Raw genomic sequence first — 17,550 nt, 5'->3', positions numbered from 1 at the left:
TGTTTTAAAAAATTTACATTGAGGAGTTTATGACAGTGGAAATAGGAGATGATGCTCCATATTTTAAAAGTCTTGATACATATAAAGGTGATAAGAATATAATATTGTATTTTTATCCAAAAGATGATACTCCAGGCTGTACTAAAGAAGCAAAGGATTTTCAAAATGCAATGGATGATTTTGTTGATTTGAATACTGTTATAATTGGTGTATCCAAAGATAATGAGAAATCTCATGACAATTTTAAGAGGAAACATAATATACTGTTTGAATTAATATCTGATGAGGGTTCGGAATTATCGAAACAATATGGTACTTGGGTGGAAAAAAATATGTTTGGAAAGGCTTACATGGGTATAGGGCGTTCAACATTTTTGATAGATAAAAATGGCAAAATAAGAAAAATTTGGAGAAATGTAAAAGTAAGTGGACATGTTGATAATATTCTTGAGATAATAAGGGAAATCATGTAAACCTCTAATTTGATAATGCAAAAAAGAAGTTTGAATGTTAGATTGTATGTAACTTGTGCTCTTAATAAATCTTCTATTATAACATTGGATAAGCTTGCTTCTCACTATATATGCAATGTAATGCGTGCTGCAAATTTAGATGAGATCAAGCTGTTTAATGGTAAAGATGGTGAATGGATTGGTGAAATATTTGAAGTGTCTCACAATACTAAAATTATTGTAAATGAGCAAATTAGAAAGCAAGTTGCAACTAAGTGTCTAGTATTGTGCTTTGCTATTGTCAAAAATACTGCATTACAAAATGTTGTTAGACAATCAACGGAAATGGGTGTAACTCTTATGCAGCCTCTTTATACGAAGCATATAGCAACTAGTAATATAAACTTAGATAAATGTAAGAAGTGGGCTATTGAAGCTGCTGAACAATGTGAAAGACTTGATATACCAGATATTTTATCTCCCATTAGTTTTGTTGATTTAGGAAAATTGAAGAGTAGTGATAACAATTTTGTAATCTGTGATGAAACTGGTAAGGGTAAGCATCCGTCAGAAGTTTTAAAAAATAAAGATAACATTCATATAATTATAGGTCCAGAAGGTGGTTTTTCAAATGATGAGTTGAATTTTGCATATAGCTTTTGTGATGGTTTATCTTTAGGTACAAGAATACTAAAGGTTGACACAGCAGTTGTTAGTGCGTTAGCTTATGTTAATGAGTATTATAGCGCAAATTGAATAGATGGTTGATGATATTAAAAATAGAAAGATTGAGTTACGTAAAAAATATAGAAGGTTGAGAAAAGAAGTTCAAAATAAAAATGGAGCTTCTTATGCTTTATTAAAGAATTATATTGATTTTATAATGATAGAAAAAGCATCTATAGTTTCCGGATACATGCCTATAGATGGTGAGATTGATGTACTCCCATTGATGAATTATTTAATAGAACATGCATGTATAGTAGCAATTCCTATAGTAAATGAAAATAGTAAGGTATTGTTGTTTCATGAATTAAATACAGTTAATATTGTTGTTCCAAATATATTAATAGTACCACTTATTGCATTTGATAAAAATTTAAATAGATTGGGTTTTGGAGGTGGATATTATGATAATACAATTTCTACATTAAGACCAAATTGTAAAGTTATAGGTGTTGGATATGATATACAATTATGTGATTTGATACCTACTGAGAGCCATGATCAAGCTTTAGATATTGTGATTACTGAAAAGAATATTTATGAAAATAAATATTAAAATGTTTTGATATTGATTTTGTGTTATGATTTAATCTAAAAGTTTATATATTATTATTAATATATTGAAATTTAATTATTTTTTGGATTATATAATTTTACTTCTTGTTTTTAGTGAGTTTATTGTCCTTTATTATAGTATATTGTATTTCCTATATTTAACAAGAAATACAGAATAATGTAGTTATTAATTAATAATTTAGTTGATAAATAGCTAGAGAATACATAGTAAAAAGTAATCTATTGTGTTAAGAGATTATAGAGTGTAATTTATGAGAAAAATTAGATATGCATACTCCAGTTTTGTTGAAAGAAATGTTAGAAATATTGGATCCTCAAGATGGGAAGATATATGTTGATGCAACATTTGGAGCAGGAGGATATACTAAGGCAATTTTGAATGCTGCAAACTGTAAAGTTTGTGCTATTGATCAGGATAAACATACTAGTATTTTTTATGAAGAGTTGGCTAATAATTTTCCAAATAGGATACATTTTTTCATTAATAAATTTAGTCAAATAAAACAAGTTTTACTTGGAGCTCAACTAGAAAGAGTTGATGGTGTAGTGTTTGATATAGGTGTTTCTTCTATGCAATTAGATGATGCTAATCGTGGGTTTTCTTTTTCTAAAAATGGTCCTCTTGATATGAGAATGAGTACTTCTAATAGTATAGATGCATCAGTATTTGTAAATACAGTTTCTGAAGAAGAGATAGCTAACATTATATATCAGTATGGTGGTGAAAAGTATTCTCGGAAAATTGCAAAAGCTATTATTAATTTCAGAAAAAAAAAAGTAATTGAAACTACAGGTGAACTTGCATCTATAGTTAGATCTGTTGTGTCACGTAGTAAAAATCATGATATTAATCCTGCAACAAGAACATTTCAGGCGATTAGAATATGGGTTAATAAGGAATTGCAAGAATTGGAACAAGGAATAATGTGTGCTGCTGATCTATTGAATCCAGGTGGTAAAATAATAGTAGTTTCTTTTCATTCTTTAGAAGATAGAATTGTAAAGATGATATTTAAGTCATTATGCAGTGATGAAATTTCGTTGAAATTAAATACGGGATTTCAGCTAATTAATAAAAAAATAGTAAGACCAAGTTTTGAAGAAATATTAAATAATCCTAGATCTAGATCTGCAAAATTAAGAGCTATATTAAAAATATAAAATATTAGAAAGTTGTTTAATTTTTGAGATAGTTATGTGCTTTTGTTTATTAATTTGCAAATATTTTTTGATTTAATAGTACAAGACTTATTTCCTAAAATTAGTAATGTGATTTAAATATAAGTTGAGCATAAATTATACTATTAGTTGAATGTTTTACAAACAGTGATTTATGTTTTAAATAGATTTTTCATGTTGATATATTTATTAATGATCAGAAGTTTGTATTTTATAATTCAGCTTTTGCATTTTACTTTTTTATAAAGTATGTAATATACTAATTAATTAAAGTAATTTTATTAATACATATTGTAATTACAAGGTTTTACTTTTTATTGTGAATTTAGGAAATATGTACATTTTGTATTGGTTTAAATATAAAGCTTAAGATATTGTTTTTCTATTTTAAAGATCTCTAGAAACTTATAGTAGTGATAGCAAATAGAGAATTACACTTCATTTTATGCTCAATCACTAAATTAACAGTGTAATATGTATTTACACTTCTGCTACTTTTAAAGTATTCAATACTAACATAATAAGATTGATATGGTACCAAAAGCTGGATCTAGATATAATTATTGGTGGATATATTGACTGTAATAACACTATCATTTGCAGTATTGTTACTTTGCAAAACCAGAATACCAATAAGTTTCCATAAGCAATAGCAAAATTGACACTTTTATAACTTAATTATAGAAATCAATAAAACACATATACCTTGTAAATTATAGCTTTCTTGATAAAAATTATAAGTCCTTTATATTGAAATGTAATCTAGTATCAGTGTATTCATATTTTGCACCAATACTGTTTTCTACTGACTTTTGATATTCTGAACTACTTTTCGTAATCTATAATCACTAGAACTAAGTATCACTAACTTTAGTAACATTTATTATAACTCTGTATCTATATCATTGCGTTAAACTGAAGATTTGCTAATGTCAATTCTTGAATAGGTATTTTTATACTCTGATCTTTGTTTTTTTAATTTTATCTATCTTAATTATTCTAACATACGTTTATTTTTTTAGAATTTTATTACAGAATTACTGCAATTATTGTTAAAGTTTTACATTATTAGCTTTCATTAAGTTACTAATTTTTTTGCTGATAACATTTCAGTAGTTAATTAATAATAATTTTTAATACAAATCTTCTATCAACTTAAGAATAATAGTATTAATTATATATTAAATGGATCATATATATGTGGTTTTGTATTAGTGTACTTTTTATGTATTTGTTTAATTAAAGTAGATAGAATAGGGTATCGATTATTTTTTATGGATGATATGAATATTTCTTTTTTTGTATGGTTTGATAATATTTGCTTTTTTTGGTTGATTTCTTTTTTATCTAATAAGTCACTTTTATTTAACACTATGAACTCTGTTTTATTAGATAATTCTTTATTGTAAAATGACAACTCTTTTCTAATGCACTCATATGATTCTATTATATTATCTAAAGTACAGTCTATGATGTGTAGTAAAATAGAACATCTTTCAATGTGTTTTAAAAATTTATCACCTATGCCATGTCCTAAATGTGCTCCAGGTATTAGTCCTGGTATATCAGCTAATACTAATTCTGTGTTATCTATAAAAGCTACTCCTAAGTGTGGTTCCAGTGTTGTAAATGGATAATCAGCAATTTTTGTTTTTGAATTAGTACATGATGCTAGAAAACTTGATTTTCCTGCATTTGGTAACCCTATGATTCCTACATCTGAGATAATTTTTAATTTTAAGATAATATGCTTTTCTTCTCCTCTTTTTCCAAAAGTAAAATGTCTAGGTGCTCTATTGGTAGATGTTTTATAATTAGCATTACCTATGCCACCTTTACCTCCGTGTGCTGCTATAAATTTTTGATTTTCTTCATTGAGATCAGTAATTAACATACCATCTTCATCATATAGTTGAGTCCCTATAGGAACTTTTATAATGACATCTTTACCAGATGATCCAGATTTCTTTTTACTAGAGCCTGGATTTCCATTTTCTGCTTTTATATGTTGTTTGTATCTAAAATACAATAATGTGTTAATGTGATGACTTGTATAGAAAATAATATTACCTCCATTTCCACCATTTCCACCATCAGGACCACCAAATTCAATGAATTTCTCACGACGAAAGCTACTGCATCCATCCCCACCATTTCCTGCTTTTAAATAAATTTTTGCTTCATCAATAAAGCTCATAATGCTCCATAGTATATTGCTGAAATATCCAATTGTTTTTCTATGTATAATAACTCATTGTATTTTGCTAGACGTTCAGACCTGGATAAAGAACCTGTTTTAATTTGTCCGCAGTTTGCTGCAACAGCTATATGTGAAATAGTAGTATCTTCTGTTTCACCTGACCTATGAGATATTATTGTATTATAATTATTTTTTTGGGCAAGCCTTATAGCATTAAAAGTTTCAGTTAGTGTCCCAATTTGGTTTGGTTTTATTAATACTGCATTTGCTAAATTATTCTGAATTCCATTTTGAATTAATTTGCAGTTAGTTACAAATAGATCATCTCCTACTATTTGTATTTTATTGCCTAATTCTTGTGTTATTAATTTCCATCCATTTGTATCTTCTTCTGCAATTGGATCTTCAAGTGATATAATAGGATATTGTGAAGTTATATTTTTATAATATTCTACTAATTCTTGAGTATTAAATTCATAATCTGCAAATTTATATTTTTGATCTTTATAAAATGTAGATGCAGCAACATCTAATCCTAGTGAAAAGTCTTTATACATTTTATATCCTGATTTTTCTATCGCATCTATAATTATTTCAAATACTTCATTATTGGTTTTTATGTTTGGAGCAAATCCTCCCTCATCTCCTACACTAGTATTGTATTGCTTAGATTTAAGAATTTGCTTTAACTTAAAAAATACTTCTGCTGACATTCTCATTGCATCTTCGAATTTATTAGCTCCATTTGGTATAATCATAAACTCTTGAAAATCTAGGTTATTATCTGCATGCATTCCACCGTTAATCACATTAATTAATGGGGTGGGCAGAACTTTTGCATTAATGCCTCCTATATACTGATATAATGGAATATTTAATGTTGAAGCTGCAGCTTTTGCAATTGCTAATGATACTGCAAGTGTTGAATTTGCTCCGATTCTAGATTTGTTGTCCGTGCCATCTATTTTGATTAATGTATTATCTATTTTTTCTTGGTTTAAAGTATTCATTCCTATGATTTGTGGTGCAATTTCTGAATTTATGATATTTACTGCTTTTGTTACACCGTAACCATTATAATAATTCTTATCATTATCTCGTAATTCTACTGCTTCAAACTTTCCTACTGATGCTCCAGAAGGTACACAAGCTTTTGCTTTTGTGTTATTTGATAGTATTACTTCTGCTTCGATAGTGGGATACCCTCTGCTATCTAAAATTTGTCTAGCTAGTATTTTATTGATTGTTATATTGGACACAGGATTACCTTTTTATTTTTGATAGTACATTAAAAAATTTCAGAAGAGATAGTAATAGTTTTTATGTAAAATGTAAATTTATTCTCAGTATTGACTAATTTAAAAGAGTAACAATGTTATTGACATATTGTATTATATTGAGCAGAATTACTAAAAGTAATAATTGATTTAAACGTTAAGAGATATATTATGTTTGCTGTTGTTGAAACTGGTGGAAAACAATATAAGGTAAAAGAGCAAGATGTTATAAGGATAGAAAAATTGAATGCTTCTGTAGGTGAAGAAGTTACTTTAAGTAATGTAATTGCATTGACTGATGTGAATAACAATATTGTTTTTACACAGAGTGCAACTGTTACAGCATCAGTTCTTGAGCAATGTAGGAATGATAAAATAATAATTTTTAAGAAAAAACGTCGTAAAAATTATAGAAGAAAAAATGGTCATAGGCAGTACATGACTGTTTTACGTGTTATTAAAATTAATAATATGGAGTAGAATTTATGGCTACGAAAAAATCTGGTGGTAGCTCCGGTAACGGTCGGGACTCGAGAGGTAGAAGGTTAGGTGTAAAGAAATTTGGAAGTGAGAAAGTTATTCCTGGTAATATCATTATACGTCAAAGAGGAACAAAGTATCATCCTGGTAAGAATGTTGGAATGGGTAAAGATCATACTATCTTTTCCAAAATATCAGGTTTTGTACATTTTAGAAAAGGTGTATTTAATAAAACATTTGTTGATGTACTAGAAATTAGTTCTGTTTCTTAAGTATAGCTTTTTTAGGGTTTGTAGCTCAGGTGGTTAGAGCGCACGCCTGATAAGCGTGAGGTCGGAAGTTCAACTCTTCCCAAGCCCACCATTTTTAATAGTATTTTTTCTAACGGATGTGTTTTTTATCTTTAGGAATTATGTAATGTTTTTAGTGTAACCATAGTAAGTTGTTTATTATGGGTTGTTGTTGATTCTTTTAGTTTTGTTTAATTTCTAATATTTGTGTAATGCTTTATGTTAAAAGATAGTGATAGGGTATTTACTAATCTTTATGGTCAACAGTCTCCGTTTTTAAAATCTGCAAAGAGTAGGGGTGTGTGGAGTAATATTTTAGAAATATTAAACTTAGGTCCTGATCATATTATTCAAGAGGTAAAGAAATCTGGATTGCGTGGTAGAGGTGGTGCAGGATTTTCTACAGGATTAAAGTGGAGCTTTATGCCAAAGACTAGAAAGGATGGACAACCAGCGTATTTAGTAGTTAATGCAGATGAATCTGAACCTGGTACATGTAAAGATCGTGATATATTAAGATATGATCCTCATAGGCTTATTGAAGGGATATTAATAGCTGGTTTTGCAATGAATGTAACTACAGCTTATGTTTATATTCGTGGTGAATTTTATAATGAATATTTAGTATTATCTAAGGCTTTAGACGAAGCATATAAAGCTAAGTTGATAGGAAAAAATGCTTGTGGTTCTGGGTATGATTTGGATATTTTTATTCATAGAGGTGCGGGAGCTTATATTTGTGGTGAAGAGACTGCTCAGCTTGAATCATTAGAAGGTAGAAAGGGGATGCCAAGGTTAAAACCTCCTTTTCCAGCAGCAATAGGATTGTATGGTTGCCCTACTACTATTAATAATGTTGAAACTATTGCTACTGTTAGTGAAATTATGAGAAGAGGCAGTGATTGGTTTGCATCTCTTGGAAAGGAAAATAATACTGGAACTAAGATTTTTTGTATATCAGGACATGTGAATAATCCGTGTAACGTGGAAGAAGAATTGGGCATTCCAATGAAGGAACTTATAGAAAAATATGCTGGTGGTGTTCGTGGAGGATGGGATAACTTATTAGCAGTGATACCTGGTGGTTCATCAGTACCAATGCTTCCAAAATCTATTTGTGATACTGTAACTATGGATTTTGACTCTTTAAGAGCTGTACAGTCAGGATTAGGTACAGCTGGGTTAATAGTTATGGATAAATCTACAGATTTGATAGCAGCTATAGAGAGGTTATCGCATTTTTATATGCATGAATCTTGTGGACAGTGTACACCTTGTAGAGAAGGTACTGGTTGGATGTGGAGAATTATGCAAAAGATGGTGAAGGGTGACGCTACATCTGAAAGCATTGATTTATTATTGAATATTACTCATCAAGTAGAAGGACATACTATATGTGCTCTTGGTGATGCTGCAGCATGGCCTATACAAGGCTTAATTAGACATTTTAGAGATGTGATTGAAGATAGAATAAAAAATTATAATAGTAGTAGATTAACTTGATAACTATATTTTTAACTTACTGACTGTATTAGAAAATGATCATTATAATGCAACGATTGCTAATGATCTATGTAAGTTAAAAAACTGATGTTATGTGGCTTATGTATTAATCTGTATTCATATTTATTTTCTTGAATGATTTCAGTTTAATATTTAGTATACTTGATCGTAATAATTCTTAATAAAATATCACTTATAATATAAATTAATATGTTATTGATTTAACGTTTACCTTTATTAGTAAGTTTTATATTATTAACTTATAAACTCTCATTTTATAAAATTTTATATGAACTTAATATTATTAGTACTTAGAGATAATAGGCCTGTATTACTGCCTACAGCAAAGTGTAAATACCATAAAGAGTTAGAGAGATATTCTGTACCAGGTGATGTAGTGAATGATAGGTTAGGTATTCCTAATGCTGAAAATTTTGAAAATCCATATTGCGAAGTTCATATTCTATATGGAGTAGTATTTAAAAAATATAATCTGGTGACTAGCGTTAGTTTGCAAGAAAATATAATGTTTTTATTTGGTGAAAATCCAGTATCAGGTTGTAGTGCATTTTTTGTTTTTAGGCTTCAGAAAGATTTACTTGGTAGTGTTTTACAGCATGGTTTGGAATTAGATAATCATATGATATTAGGTTCTGGGATTATAGAAAAAAGAGATATATCTTATGAAAAATATACTAAAGATCTATTTGAATTGATTAAAACACGTCTGTCTATAATTTCTTTTTGTAAACAAAGTATTCGTACTCATATGTTAAGTTTTTTTAATGAATATGGAGAATTATTTTATACAGTGTATCAAAATACAGTAGTATATGATACAAAAACCGATGTAATAACTAATGAAAGATATGATATTATTAGGTTTAAGTAGTAGTTATTATGTATTCTTCAGTAGTGAATGTAGTTTCTATTGTTGTAAATAAAAATATGAGAATTGTAAAGAATTTCTAGGGAAAAATATTAATAGAATACTGTTGGTTTATTAAATAAGTACAGGAAAATAGTTAATTAATATTTAAAACTAGTTAAAATTGATATTAATTTAATTATTATTACTTGATGATGGTAAGTCACATTTAGTTTTTACAAGTGAATGTATTATAAAGAAGTGTAGACACTAAAGTACAGAACTATATTATATAGATGATCCTAATCTAAGTTGGGATTTTCTACACATCAAGATCCCTATACTGATTATCATGTTTCTAGATTTATGAAATATGTTTGAATAACTAGTGTAAGGTTACATTTAGATCTAATGTTTTGATTTGAAGTTAGAATATCAGGTGAAAATACATTTATTCTTGTGAGATTTCCTAAGAAATTAGTGCATGTTTTGTGATAGAAAAGTAAGTTATTGGATTATAACTTTTTAATAGTACGTGTTAATAATACGTGAAGTTTATGGTAAAAGTTTTGTTAATATGAGATGTAGAAAGGCATGCTAAGTATTTGTTTAACATACTGAAAAGTACCATTACAATCAATTTCGATACAGCAGTTGATGTAATAAATTTATTGAACTTTTTTAATTCAACATGTGATTTACTTCATACACAATTGGATTATGCAATATTGAATCCAGTAACTGGTGTATATTAGAACTCTTTGCTAAGCATTATGAATCATGTTTCTTATTTATGAAATTAGCAAAAATGTATTGTTAATTGGTTCTACAAAATTATTGTAATAGTTAATAAATATGTACTATAAAGTAGATTTTACATTATCGGTACTTAATTGTGTAGTAAGTAATGATTAATTTCTATAGTTTAATTATACTTGAAGAGATTATAGACAATAAGAAATTATAACAAATTCGAGAATTGTATATTCTTTTCGCTCTCAAAATACTTGTATTAATCATCATGTTCTGTATATATCACAATTTACATATTTATTAGAATTAGCAGTATGAAATTATTGGTAGGCTTAATTTTTTGTTTTATAAAGTAAAATGTTAGATTGTGGTGTCATTGATTATATCTTAAATGAAAAAAACTAGTTATGTGGGTTCTCAAGGCTGTTTAATATTAAATAATTTACTGATAAGGTGTGAGTTTATATGGATTATTATATATGGAATCTACAAAGAATTTGTTTGGAATTATTAAAGTAATTTTGTTATTTTAAGCAAAACTATATTCATATACTAGGTTATTTTGAATTTATAAATGAAGTATTGTTATAAGTTATGCAAATATGTTTTTGAATTGGACGAAAGTGATTTAAAAAGTTAATAAGGAATGTTATATAGATTTAAGTTAATTTTAATGTTATAGTTAACTAATTGTGTTTTTACTATTATTCTGTGTTTATTTTTAAGTAAATTGGTTCATTAAGAATATTATATTAATACATGAAGTGCATTTCTGATGTAAAAATCAATGAAAATATTTTCAATAAATTAATTATTAACTTGATTTTATTAATAAATATAATTATATAATATATTATATTTATTAAATAATTAATATTATTATGGATTTAAGATTGTTATTACTTAAGTGTGGATTACCTATTTTATTACCTACAAATACATGCATATATAATACTGAATCAGGGATGTATTATACACTTGACATGCATATGAATGCTAGGTTAGCACCTACACTTCAGAGTAGTGATGATGATCAATTCCATAGGATATATGGTGTAAGATTTACACGCTATACTGCAGTATGTAGCATAACTTTAAACCAACATGTTGTATTGATGTTTGGTAATAATCAAAGCTCAGGTGAACTGGCATTTTTAGTTGTTCGTATGCCGCGATACTTAATGCGAGATGCATCACTTCGTGGTTTAATGTTAAATAGGAATGATTTATTAACGTATGGATGCATTAGTGAACTACAAGATGTGATATCATATGAAGATTATACTTTAATGTTATTTGACAAGTTTAAAGAGCATATGAAAATCAATTGTCATACACCAGATCCTCGCACCCACATATTAGATTTTTATAATGATGATGATAGGTTATTTTGTATATCGTATTTTAATACTGTGCTGCATGATGTTAAGGTAAATGAACTTACTAATAAACAAATATATGTTATGAAATTTCAATAAATTTGCAATAATGGGTATGTAATTCACTCATCTTTATAGTATACTTATCATATAATGAATTTTTTATTAGTAATTTTGTAAGTGTGTTGTTACTTATGAATTTAGTAGAGCAAGTATTTATTGATGAATATATTGATAATTTAGAATTATTATTCTTGAAGGTAGTAATATAATTTTATTGCTTATAAATAATATGTGATGTTAAAAAGTGTGGAGTTAGGGTTGTGGAAAGTTATATTACAATAAATGTTGTACTGATGGTATTTAGTTGGTCATAGTCATAATTTTGATTATGTTAGTTATCATGCAGTCTATTTTTCACACATTACAATGTATATTTTGATCAGTAGTATAAATTAATTTCATCAGGTATAGTGTTTTTGTTTTATTATTGTAGGATGTTAAATAAAGATACATTCTTGATTTTTTTAATAGTTAGTTGTTCAAACACGTAGTTTATTGTATATGATGTTATGTTGAATAATAAGTTAAGTAAGATATAAAATTTCAATAAACTGCTAGTGCTGAAACATATTATTAACTGTTAAAGTTGTTAATAGTGATATTAAAATGGTTTTTACTGCATAATATAATTTACTTATATGTTGTATTCTTTTTATGTAAAAAGTGTAATATTTTGTGTAGATTATATAAATTTACAGTGTTAAGTTATTAACATTACTCATCAAAATATAAACATTACATCAATTATTATACATTATTACTAACAATGTTGTTTTAGTTGTGGTTACTATTACCAATATGATATATTCATATCAATGCTCTGTAGAATTGTGCTAAGTACTCCTAAAATCTTTAGTGATGTATTTTCAATGACACTTGTAAGTTGTAATATGCTAAAGTGATTGTAGCAGTTGATTAATATATAGATAAAGTGGATTTAACATTACTAGTACTTTCTGATGGGAAGATATTATTATATCCTACAGATAGATGTGGTATCAGAAGAAGAGCAGATGGTAAAATAAGAAATTATAATTTAGATGATACTGATCTAAGTGCTCAGTTAGGATATCCTGATCCTCAGAGTACTTATCATAATTTTCATACTATGTTTTTATCAAGATTTACGCAAAGTGTAATAATAAGCAGTACAAAATTATTAGAAGATTTGGTTTTTTTCTTTGTAAAAGTGAAATATTGAGTGGTAGGGATGTCTTTATTTTTTTTAAATAAAGAAGGACTCATTAAGTGATGTATTGATGAATGGTATAATATTAGGTAATATGTTGATTGGTGGTGGAACTGCTAGCCAAGATTTGGATGTTTTTCCATGTCAACAATGTTTTCGTCAATTATTTTCACAAATGAAACATCTAATTGAAGTAGATTCTAGTGAACCAGGTGAAAAGATATGTATATTGAATTTTCTTAATTCAAATGGTGAATGGTTTGGCAACGAGTATGTATTTGCAAAATTACATCATACAATAGTAGATCAAGTAGATGGTAATATAACGTATGTTAAAACTTTTCATTAATCATGAGTATATAACTAACTATATTGCTTTCAAATTATTTTCTATAATACATTGTAGTGAGTTTATTATTAATTGATTTTATAAATTGTGATGCGTTAAAATGATTATAATAAATATACAAGTAGATTTGACATTATTAATACTAATGTGATATACTATTTTTATTTTCTAAAAATAATATGTAGTATTAAAAGAAATGAGGTAATAAATAAAATATTATAATATAACTGATGCTGATCTAAAGTCTCAATTGAGGTTTCCTGGTCATGAAGGTCTTTCTTTATACTGGTTTTCATGTTCTGTTTTTATAATTATTGATAAAGTGTGTACTAATAAGTAGTTTACTTGAATACAGGTTTACTTTTTTTGTTTGGTGGAAATCATATATTCGATAATAAGAAGGTATTTGTTTTTACAAAAATGAAGGGTAATTCAGTGTATTGGATGAAGGTATTACATAGATAATGGTATGTTAATTAGATGTAGAATGACTACTCAAGAATTTGCTAGCTTTTATCATATCAAGAATATGATGAACAATTATTATAAGAATGAAAAATCTGATTAAAATAGATTACGATATACAAGTTAATAATGACAATATGTTAAATTTAGTGATATGCAAGGTCAATGGTTTAACGCAAATATGTAACTAAAAGTGTAAACATGCAGTAGTAAGTCAAGTAAGCAGTAACAGTGTATCTTGAGACTGTACACTAATATTATCACTAATTATATTGTTTGCAGATTATTTTCTATAGAATTATGCTGAAAATTTTTTACTTAAAATCTTAAATAAAGTTTAACTTTTTTAAATATAAGATATAATTTATTAAAGTGAATGCAGGTAATATAAAATGGATTTACTATTACTGTTACTTAATAATGGCACACCATGTTTAGTACCTACAAATAAGTGTCTTATTAAAAAGAATGCAGAAGGTAAAATAAAAAGTGCTAGTATGGTTGATAGTGCTATGAACGCTAGACTAGGGACTCCTAATCCTCAAAGTACTTATGCTGCTTTTCATAATTTGTTTTTATCACGATTTCAAAGATACTGTATAATGACTTCTGAAAGATTACCTGTAGATATGATGTGTTTATTTGGTTATAGTGGTTTATTAAGTAAGGCAACATGTTTATTCATAAAAATTCCGAAAAACTCATTTCGTGATCTATTAGAGAATGGCAGTGTATTACCTCGTGAATTTTTAGTTGGATGTGGAATTCAAGCGGAACAGCATGATGGGTCTCAATATAAAAATCATGCTATAGAGGTGTTTAATGCTGTAAAAAATAGGATTCAAATGAATTTTAATACACCAATGAGTTATAATCACATATTGAGTTTTTATGATTCGTAGGGAGCATTGTTTCATACAGAGTATATAACTTCAAAATTGCGTGATACAATAGTTCATCCAGTAACTAATACAACGATATATGTTAAGACAATGCATTAACTAAATTGTTTTATATTATTCTATGTTACTAATAGGTATGGTATTTTTGTTGTATAAAAAATAATTATAATCTTTTAATAGTATTATTCTTAGTTGTTTTTATCAATTGCAGTAGTAACTTTTTATATAATGTCAGAAGTGGATCTAAAATTGTTATTACTTGAGGAAGGGTTGCCTGTTTTATTACTTACAAATTCATGTTACTATGATATGAGATTATGAAAAGGTGGATTACAAGTGATAATCAAATGAATATTAGGTTAACAGAGTCTAGAACAAGTATTTATAATGACTTTTTATTTGTATGGAATACTATTTCAGAATTATTTTCTTGTAACTATTATAAGTTTGAAAAAAGATTTACTTTTTTTATTTTGTCAAAATGAAATGAGTAATAATTTATCTTTAGTGTTCAAATTTTTTGGATTTAGTGTGTGACATTATAAATTATGTTCTGATATTAAAATGTTCTATTGGTATCTGGATATATGAATGGATAGTTTATCAAGTGAAGAAAATACTACTATACAGATGTTTGATGTTATTAAAAGTCATGTAATCATGATGTGAAGGGCTTAATCTGTTGGTGCTAATATGCTAAGTTTTTTAATGATAAAGGTGAGTTATTTAATACTTTATATATAAATACAGTATTAAATGATATAAAAGAAAATCCATCTGCTTACTGATCAATCTATCTTTAAAGTTTCAATTACTAATATGGCAATTATCATGAATTTTAAAAGCAGTTAATATATGTTTTTAGTTAATTTTATCAGTTGCGATGTAATAGAAATAGTGTATCATGTGTAGAAAAATCAGAAAATGTGCGTTTAATTCCATTATTTGCGGATGGCATACCAATTTTAGTGCCTGAGAACATTTGTATTTATGATAAATCGTTAGGAATACCATACAAAAGACCATGAGTTAAATAATAGACTTGTTGTTCCTGACACTCAAGCTTTCTCTACTGTATATAGAGATTATTGTCTTTTATATCAAGGAAAATTTAATGAATATTGCATTGTAAGCAGCCCAAGCTTTGATTCAGAATTATATTTTTTATATGGTACTGCCAGAGAAGGATAGAAAGTAGTTGTGATTTTTGTGTATCCAAGTTGTTCATTAAATAAATTGGTGAGAGAAGGTGTATTATTAGATAAAAGTACTATTATAAGCTGTGGAACAATTAATCCTATACCAGAACAAAATATCGAAGAAATTTCAGTAGAAAGTCATACTATTAATTTATTTAATATGTTTTAGCATTGTATAAATGTTAAGTGTAAGCAGGAAATTCCTTGTGGGTATACTTTTGTTTTTTTAATATGCAAGGTGATATGTTTAATTATGTACATATGGATTTTATATTAAGTGAAATTAAAGTTAACAGGTGATGTTCCATATATTATGCAAATTAATTAGCGTATTAAGTATTATAGAAGTATATATAGAAAAATTGTAAGCGTTAATGTTATGATTTTTTTTATAGCTAATTTATTTTCTAAAAAAGTGCGTACATATAATGAATTGTTGTAGAACTATAATTTAGTAATATAGATAATGAGTTTACTAGAGTGCATGAATATTTTCTGTACTACGTAAAGTAGGATTTAGTAAAAGTTTATAAGTAAGAGAATTAAAAAAAAATAACATATTGCTTATTTGGTAATGCTAGAAATGTATCAACAAGTGTATAGTTTTATTTATTAACTATATAAATTCAAATTGATTAGTACAATGTTGAAGACTGATATCATACGTCAAAATTACTGTAAATTTGGATAGTAAAAAAAGAATATTTTATGTTGTTTGATGTGTAAAGATGGGATTTTCTTTTTTTAAAGAATTGTTATTTTGTTGAGTTTTACAATATGAAAAAGTAATAGTTTAATTATATGTATTAAGTATGAGTTTTAGTGAAATTAATCTGTGTGTTGTGACTATATGAACTTACTGTATATGTATTAGATTGTTACAATAAATTAATTAGTATTCATTCTTTCCATTAGTGCTAATAGTAAGGATTGACTTTGTCAATTTCAGTATGATAAGATGATTTATCATTTTAGGAAAAATCATACATGGATAAACCATATGCAGTTGATATTCTTATTTAAAGATAACGTGCCTACGTTAGTTCCTAAAAGTGCGTGTAAGTATAATAAAGCTTTAGATATTTATGAATCACAAATACCAGGCCTAATGCTTACTGTGCCGGCAGAACGTTACAACCCAGAATTTCAATTTCGTTATCTGTACAAAGCAGTATTTGATAGATATTGTGTAGCAACTAATGTAGTTTTAGGATATAATATAATCTTTTTATTTGGGAAGAGTAGTGATGGTATAGGACAATATGTAGTGTGTTCTATTCGAGATGGTGATTTAAGGAATGTTATTGCATATGGTCTTATGTTACGTCCTGGTACTATAATATCAGCTGGAAGTATGACTACAACCAGATCATTAGAAGACCATACTTTCAATTTATTTGAAATTTTGTATAAAAATATTCAGCTTACTTCTGATAAGCAAATTACACGTCAATTTCGTATTGATTTTTTCAATGATCAAGGTGATTGCTTTGGTTACAGATGTAAGGGTACTACTTTAAATTCAGTTAGCGTAGATTATTTAGGCAATACTGTGTATGTTATGAATCTTACTTAATGTTATATTAATTACATTGATTGAAACAAATTTTAAAGATAAAATCTTAATAATATTGGTAAAAATTGACAATTTAGATGCAACTGTGATACATTAAAATGTCGTGTGTTAACTAATCAAAATA

16 protein-coding genes and 1 tRNA gene are annotated in these 17,550 nt (G+C 27.1%); 15 read left to right on the top strand and 2 right to left on the bottom strand.

Annotation, left to right across the window (positions count from 1 at the left end; translation table 11 throughout):
* The first annotated feature begins 29 nt into the window (after positions 1-29).
* The 4 genes from ECAJ_RS02565 (at position 30) to rsmH (ending at position 2,915) form a co-directional block, all read left to right on the top strand.
* Complete coding sequence (locus ECAJ_RS02565) at positions 30-473, top strand: peroxiredoxin (RefSeq protein WP_011304609.1); 444 nt, start codon at positions 30-32, stop codon at positions 471-473.
* 15 nt (positions 474-488) lie between these two features.
* Positions 489-1,208, top strand: coding sequence for a 16S rRNA (uracil(1498)-N(3))-methyltransferase (locus ECAJ_RS02560; RefSeq protein WP_011304608.1), 720 nt, complete (start codon positions 489-491; stop codon positions 1,206-1,208).
* A gap of 4 nt (positions 1,209-1,212) precedes the next feature.
* Positions 1,213-1,734 (top strand): 5-formyltetrahydrofolate cyclo-ligase, encoded by a 522-nt coding sequence (locus ECAJ_RS02555; RefSeq protein WP_011304607.1) that lies wholly within the window; start codon positions 1,213-1,215, stop codon positions 1,732-1,734.
* A 287-nt stretch (positions 1,735-2,021) separates the two neighbouring features.
* Positions 2,022-2,915 (top strand): 16S rRNA (cytosine(1402)-N(4))-methyltransferase RsmH, encoded by an 894-nt coding sequence (gene rsmH, locus ECAJ_RS02550; protein WP_011304606.1) that lies wholly within the window; start codon positions 2,022-2,024, stop codon positions 2,913-2,915.
* A 1,192-nt stretch (positions 2,916-4,107) separates the two neighbouring features.
* Here rsmH and obgE read toward each other — a convergent pair.
* Positions 4,108-5,130 (bottom strand): GTPase ObgE, encoded by a 1,023-nt coding sequence (obgE, locus tag ECAJ_RS02545; protein ID WP_011304605.1) that lies wholly within the window; start codon positions 5,128-5,130, stop codon positions 4,108-4,110.
* A complete protein-coding gene (eno, locus tag ECAJ_RS02540; RefSeq protein WP_011304604.1) occupies positions 5,127-6,392 on the bottom strand; it encodes a phosphopyruvate hydratase in 1,266 nt (421 codons plus the stop codon). Before eno ends, obgE begins: the two co-directional genes overlap by 4 nt.
* Before the next feature lie 189 nt (positions 6,393-6,581).
* Here eno and rplU point away from each other — a divergent pair, with 189 nt between their 5' ends.
* The 11 genes from rplU (at position 6,582) to ECAJ_RS02490 (ending at position 17,426) form a co-directional block, all read left to right on the top strand.
* Positions 6,582-6,890, top strand: coding sequence for a 50S ribosomal protein L21 (gene rplU, locus ECAJ_RS02535; RefSeq protein ID WP_011304603.1), 309 nt, complete (start codon positions 6,582-6,584; stop codon positions 6,888-6,890).
* A gap of 5 nt (positions 6,891-6,895) precedes the next feature.
* Positions 6,896-7,162 carry a 50S ribosomal protein L27 gene (gene rpmA / locus ECAJ_RS02530; protein ID WP_011304602.1) on the top strand — a complete coding sequence of 89 codons (267 nt, stop codon included), beginning with the start codon at positions 6,896-6,898 and terminating at the stop codon, positions 7,160-7,162.
* A 14-nt stretch (positions 7,163-7,176) separates the two neighbouring features.
* A tRNA-Ile gene (locus ECAJ_RS02525) sits at positions 7,177-7,253 on the top strand.
* Positions 7,254-7,399: 146 nt separating this feature from the next.
* Positions 7,400-8,683, top strand: a complete 1,284-nt coding sequence (gene nuoF, locus ECAJ_RS02520) for an NADH-quinone oxidoreductase subunit NuoF (protein ID WP_011304601.1) — start codon at positions 7,400-7,402, stop codon at positions 8,681-8,683.
* Positions 8,684-8,972: 289 nt separating this feature from the next.
* Complete coding sequence (locus tag ECAJ_RS02515) at positions 8,973-9,575, top strand: hypothetical protein (protein ID WP_011304600.1); 603 nt, start codon at positions 8,973-8,975, stop codon at positions 9,573-9,575.
* 1,610 nt (positions 9,576-11,185) lie between these two features.
* A complete protein-coding gene (locus ECAJ_RS02510; protein WP_011304599.1) occupies positions 11,186-11,782 on the top strand; it encodes a hypothetical protein in 597 nt (198 codons plus the stop codon).
* An 895-nt stretch (positions 11,783-12,677) separates the two neighbouring features.
* On the top strand, positions 12,678-12,947 hold the full coding sequence (locus ECAJ_RS02505) for a hypothetical protein (protein WP_011304598.1): 270 nt from the start codon (positions 12,678-12,680) through the stop codon (positions 12,945-12,947).
* Between the two features lie 58 nt (positions 12,948-13,005).
* The gene (locus ECAJ_RS02500) at positions 13,006-13,284 is read left to right on the top strand and encodes a hypothetical protein (RefSeq protein ID WP_011304597.1); all 279 of its coding nucleotides are present in this window, start codon (positions 13,006-13,008) and stop codon (positions 13,282-13,284) included.
* A gap of 857 nt (positions 13,285-14,141) precedes the next feature.
* A complete protein-coding gene (locus tag ECAJ_RS02495; RefSeq protein WP_011304596.1) occupies positions 14,142-14,651 on the top strand; it encodes a hypothetical protein in 510 nt (169 codons plus the stop codon).
* Positions 14,652-15,860: 1,209 nt separating this feature from the next.
* Positions 15,861-16,019, top strand: coding sequence for a hypothetical protein (locus ECAJ_RS05030; RefSeq protein WP_155799196.1), 159 nt, complete (start codon positions 15,861-15,863; stop codon positions 16,017-16,019).
* 831 nt (positions 16,020-16,850) lie between these two features.
* Positions 16,851-17,426, top strand: coding sequence for a hypothetical protein (locus tag ECAJ_RS02490; RefSeq protein WP_155799195.1), 576 nt, complete (start codon positions 16,851-16,853; stop codon positions 17,424-17,426).
* Positions 17,427-17,550: the final 124 nt, after the last annotated feature.

This window comes from Ehrlichia canis str. Jake (genome assembly GCF_000012565.1).
Taxonomy (GTDB): domain Bacteria; phylum Pseudomonadota; class Alphaproteobacteria; order Rickettsiales; family Anaplasmataceae; genus Ehrlichia; species Ehrlichia canis.
Note: the sequence above shows the minus strand (reverse complement) of the source record. Positions and strands in the feature narration are given on the sequence as shown.

Excerpts from the sequence above, each read along its gene's own strand:
- ECAJ_RS02490 (WP_155799195.1), top strand. The coding sequence starts at position 16,851 with ATGCAGTTGATATTCTTATTTAAAGATAACGTGCCTACGTTAGTTCCT.
- nuoF (WP_011304601.1), top strand. The coding sequence starts at position 7,400 with ATGTTAAAAGATAGTGATAGGGTATTTACTAATCTTTATGGTCAACAG.
- rpmA (WP_011304602.1), top strand. The coding sequence starts at position 6,896 with ATGGCTACGAAAAAATCTGGTGGTAGCTCCGGTAACGGTCGGGACTCG.
- ECAJ_RS02565 (WP_011304609.1), top strand. The coding sequence starts at position 30 with ATGACAGTGGAAATAGGAGATGATGCTCCATATTTTAAAAGTCTTGAT.
- ECAJ_RS02500 (WP_011304597.1), top strand. The coding sequence starts at position 13,006 with ATGAATGGTATAATATTAGGTAATATGTTGATTGGTGGTGGAACTGCT.
- rplU (WP_011304603.1), top strand. The coding sequence starts at position 6,582 with ATGTTTGCTGTTGTTGAAACTGGTGGAAAACAATATAAGGTAAAAGAG.
- ECAJ_RS02515 (WP_011304600.1), top strand. The coding sequence starts at position 8,973 with ATGAACTTAATATTATTAGTACTTAGAGATAATAGGCCTGTATTACTG.
- ECAJ_RS02495 (WP_011304596.1), top strand. The coding sequence starts at position 14,142 with ATGGATTTACTATTACTGTTACTTAATAATGGCACACCATGTTTAGTA.
- ECAJ_RS02510 (WP_011304599.1), top strand. The coding sequence starts at position 11,186 with ATGGATTTAAGATTGTTATTACTTAAGTGTGGATTACCTATTTTATTA.
- ECAJ_RS02560 (WP_011304608.1), top strand. The coding sequence starts at position 489 with ATGCAAAAAAGAAGTTTGAATGTTAGATTGTATGTAACTTGTGCTCTT.
- ECAJ_RS02555 (WP_011304607.1), top strand. The coding sequence starts at position 1,213 with ATGGTTGATGATATTAAAAATAGAAAGATTGAGTTACGTAAAAAATAT.
- obgE (WP_011304605.1), bottom strand. The coding sequence starts at position 5,130 with ATGAGCTTTATTGATGAAGCAAAAATTTATTTAAAAGCAGGAAATGGT.
- rsmH (WP_011304606.1), top strand. The coding sequence starts at position 2,022 with ATGCATACTCCAGTTTTGTTGAAAGAAATGTTAGAAATATTGGATCCT.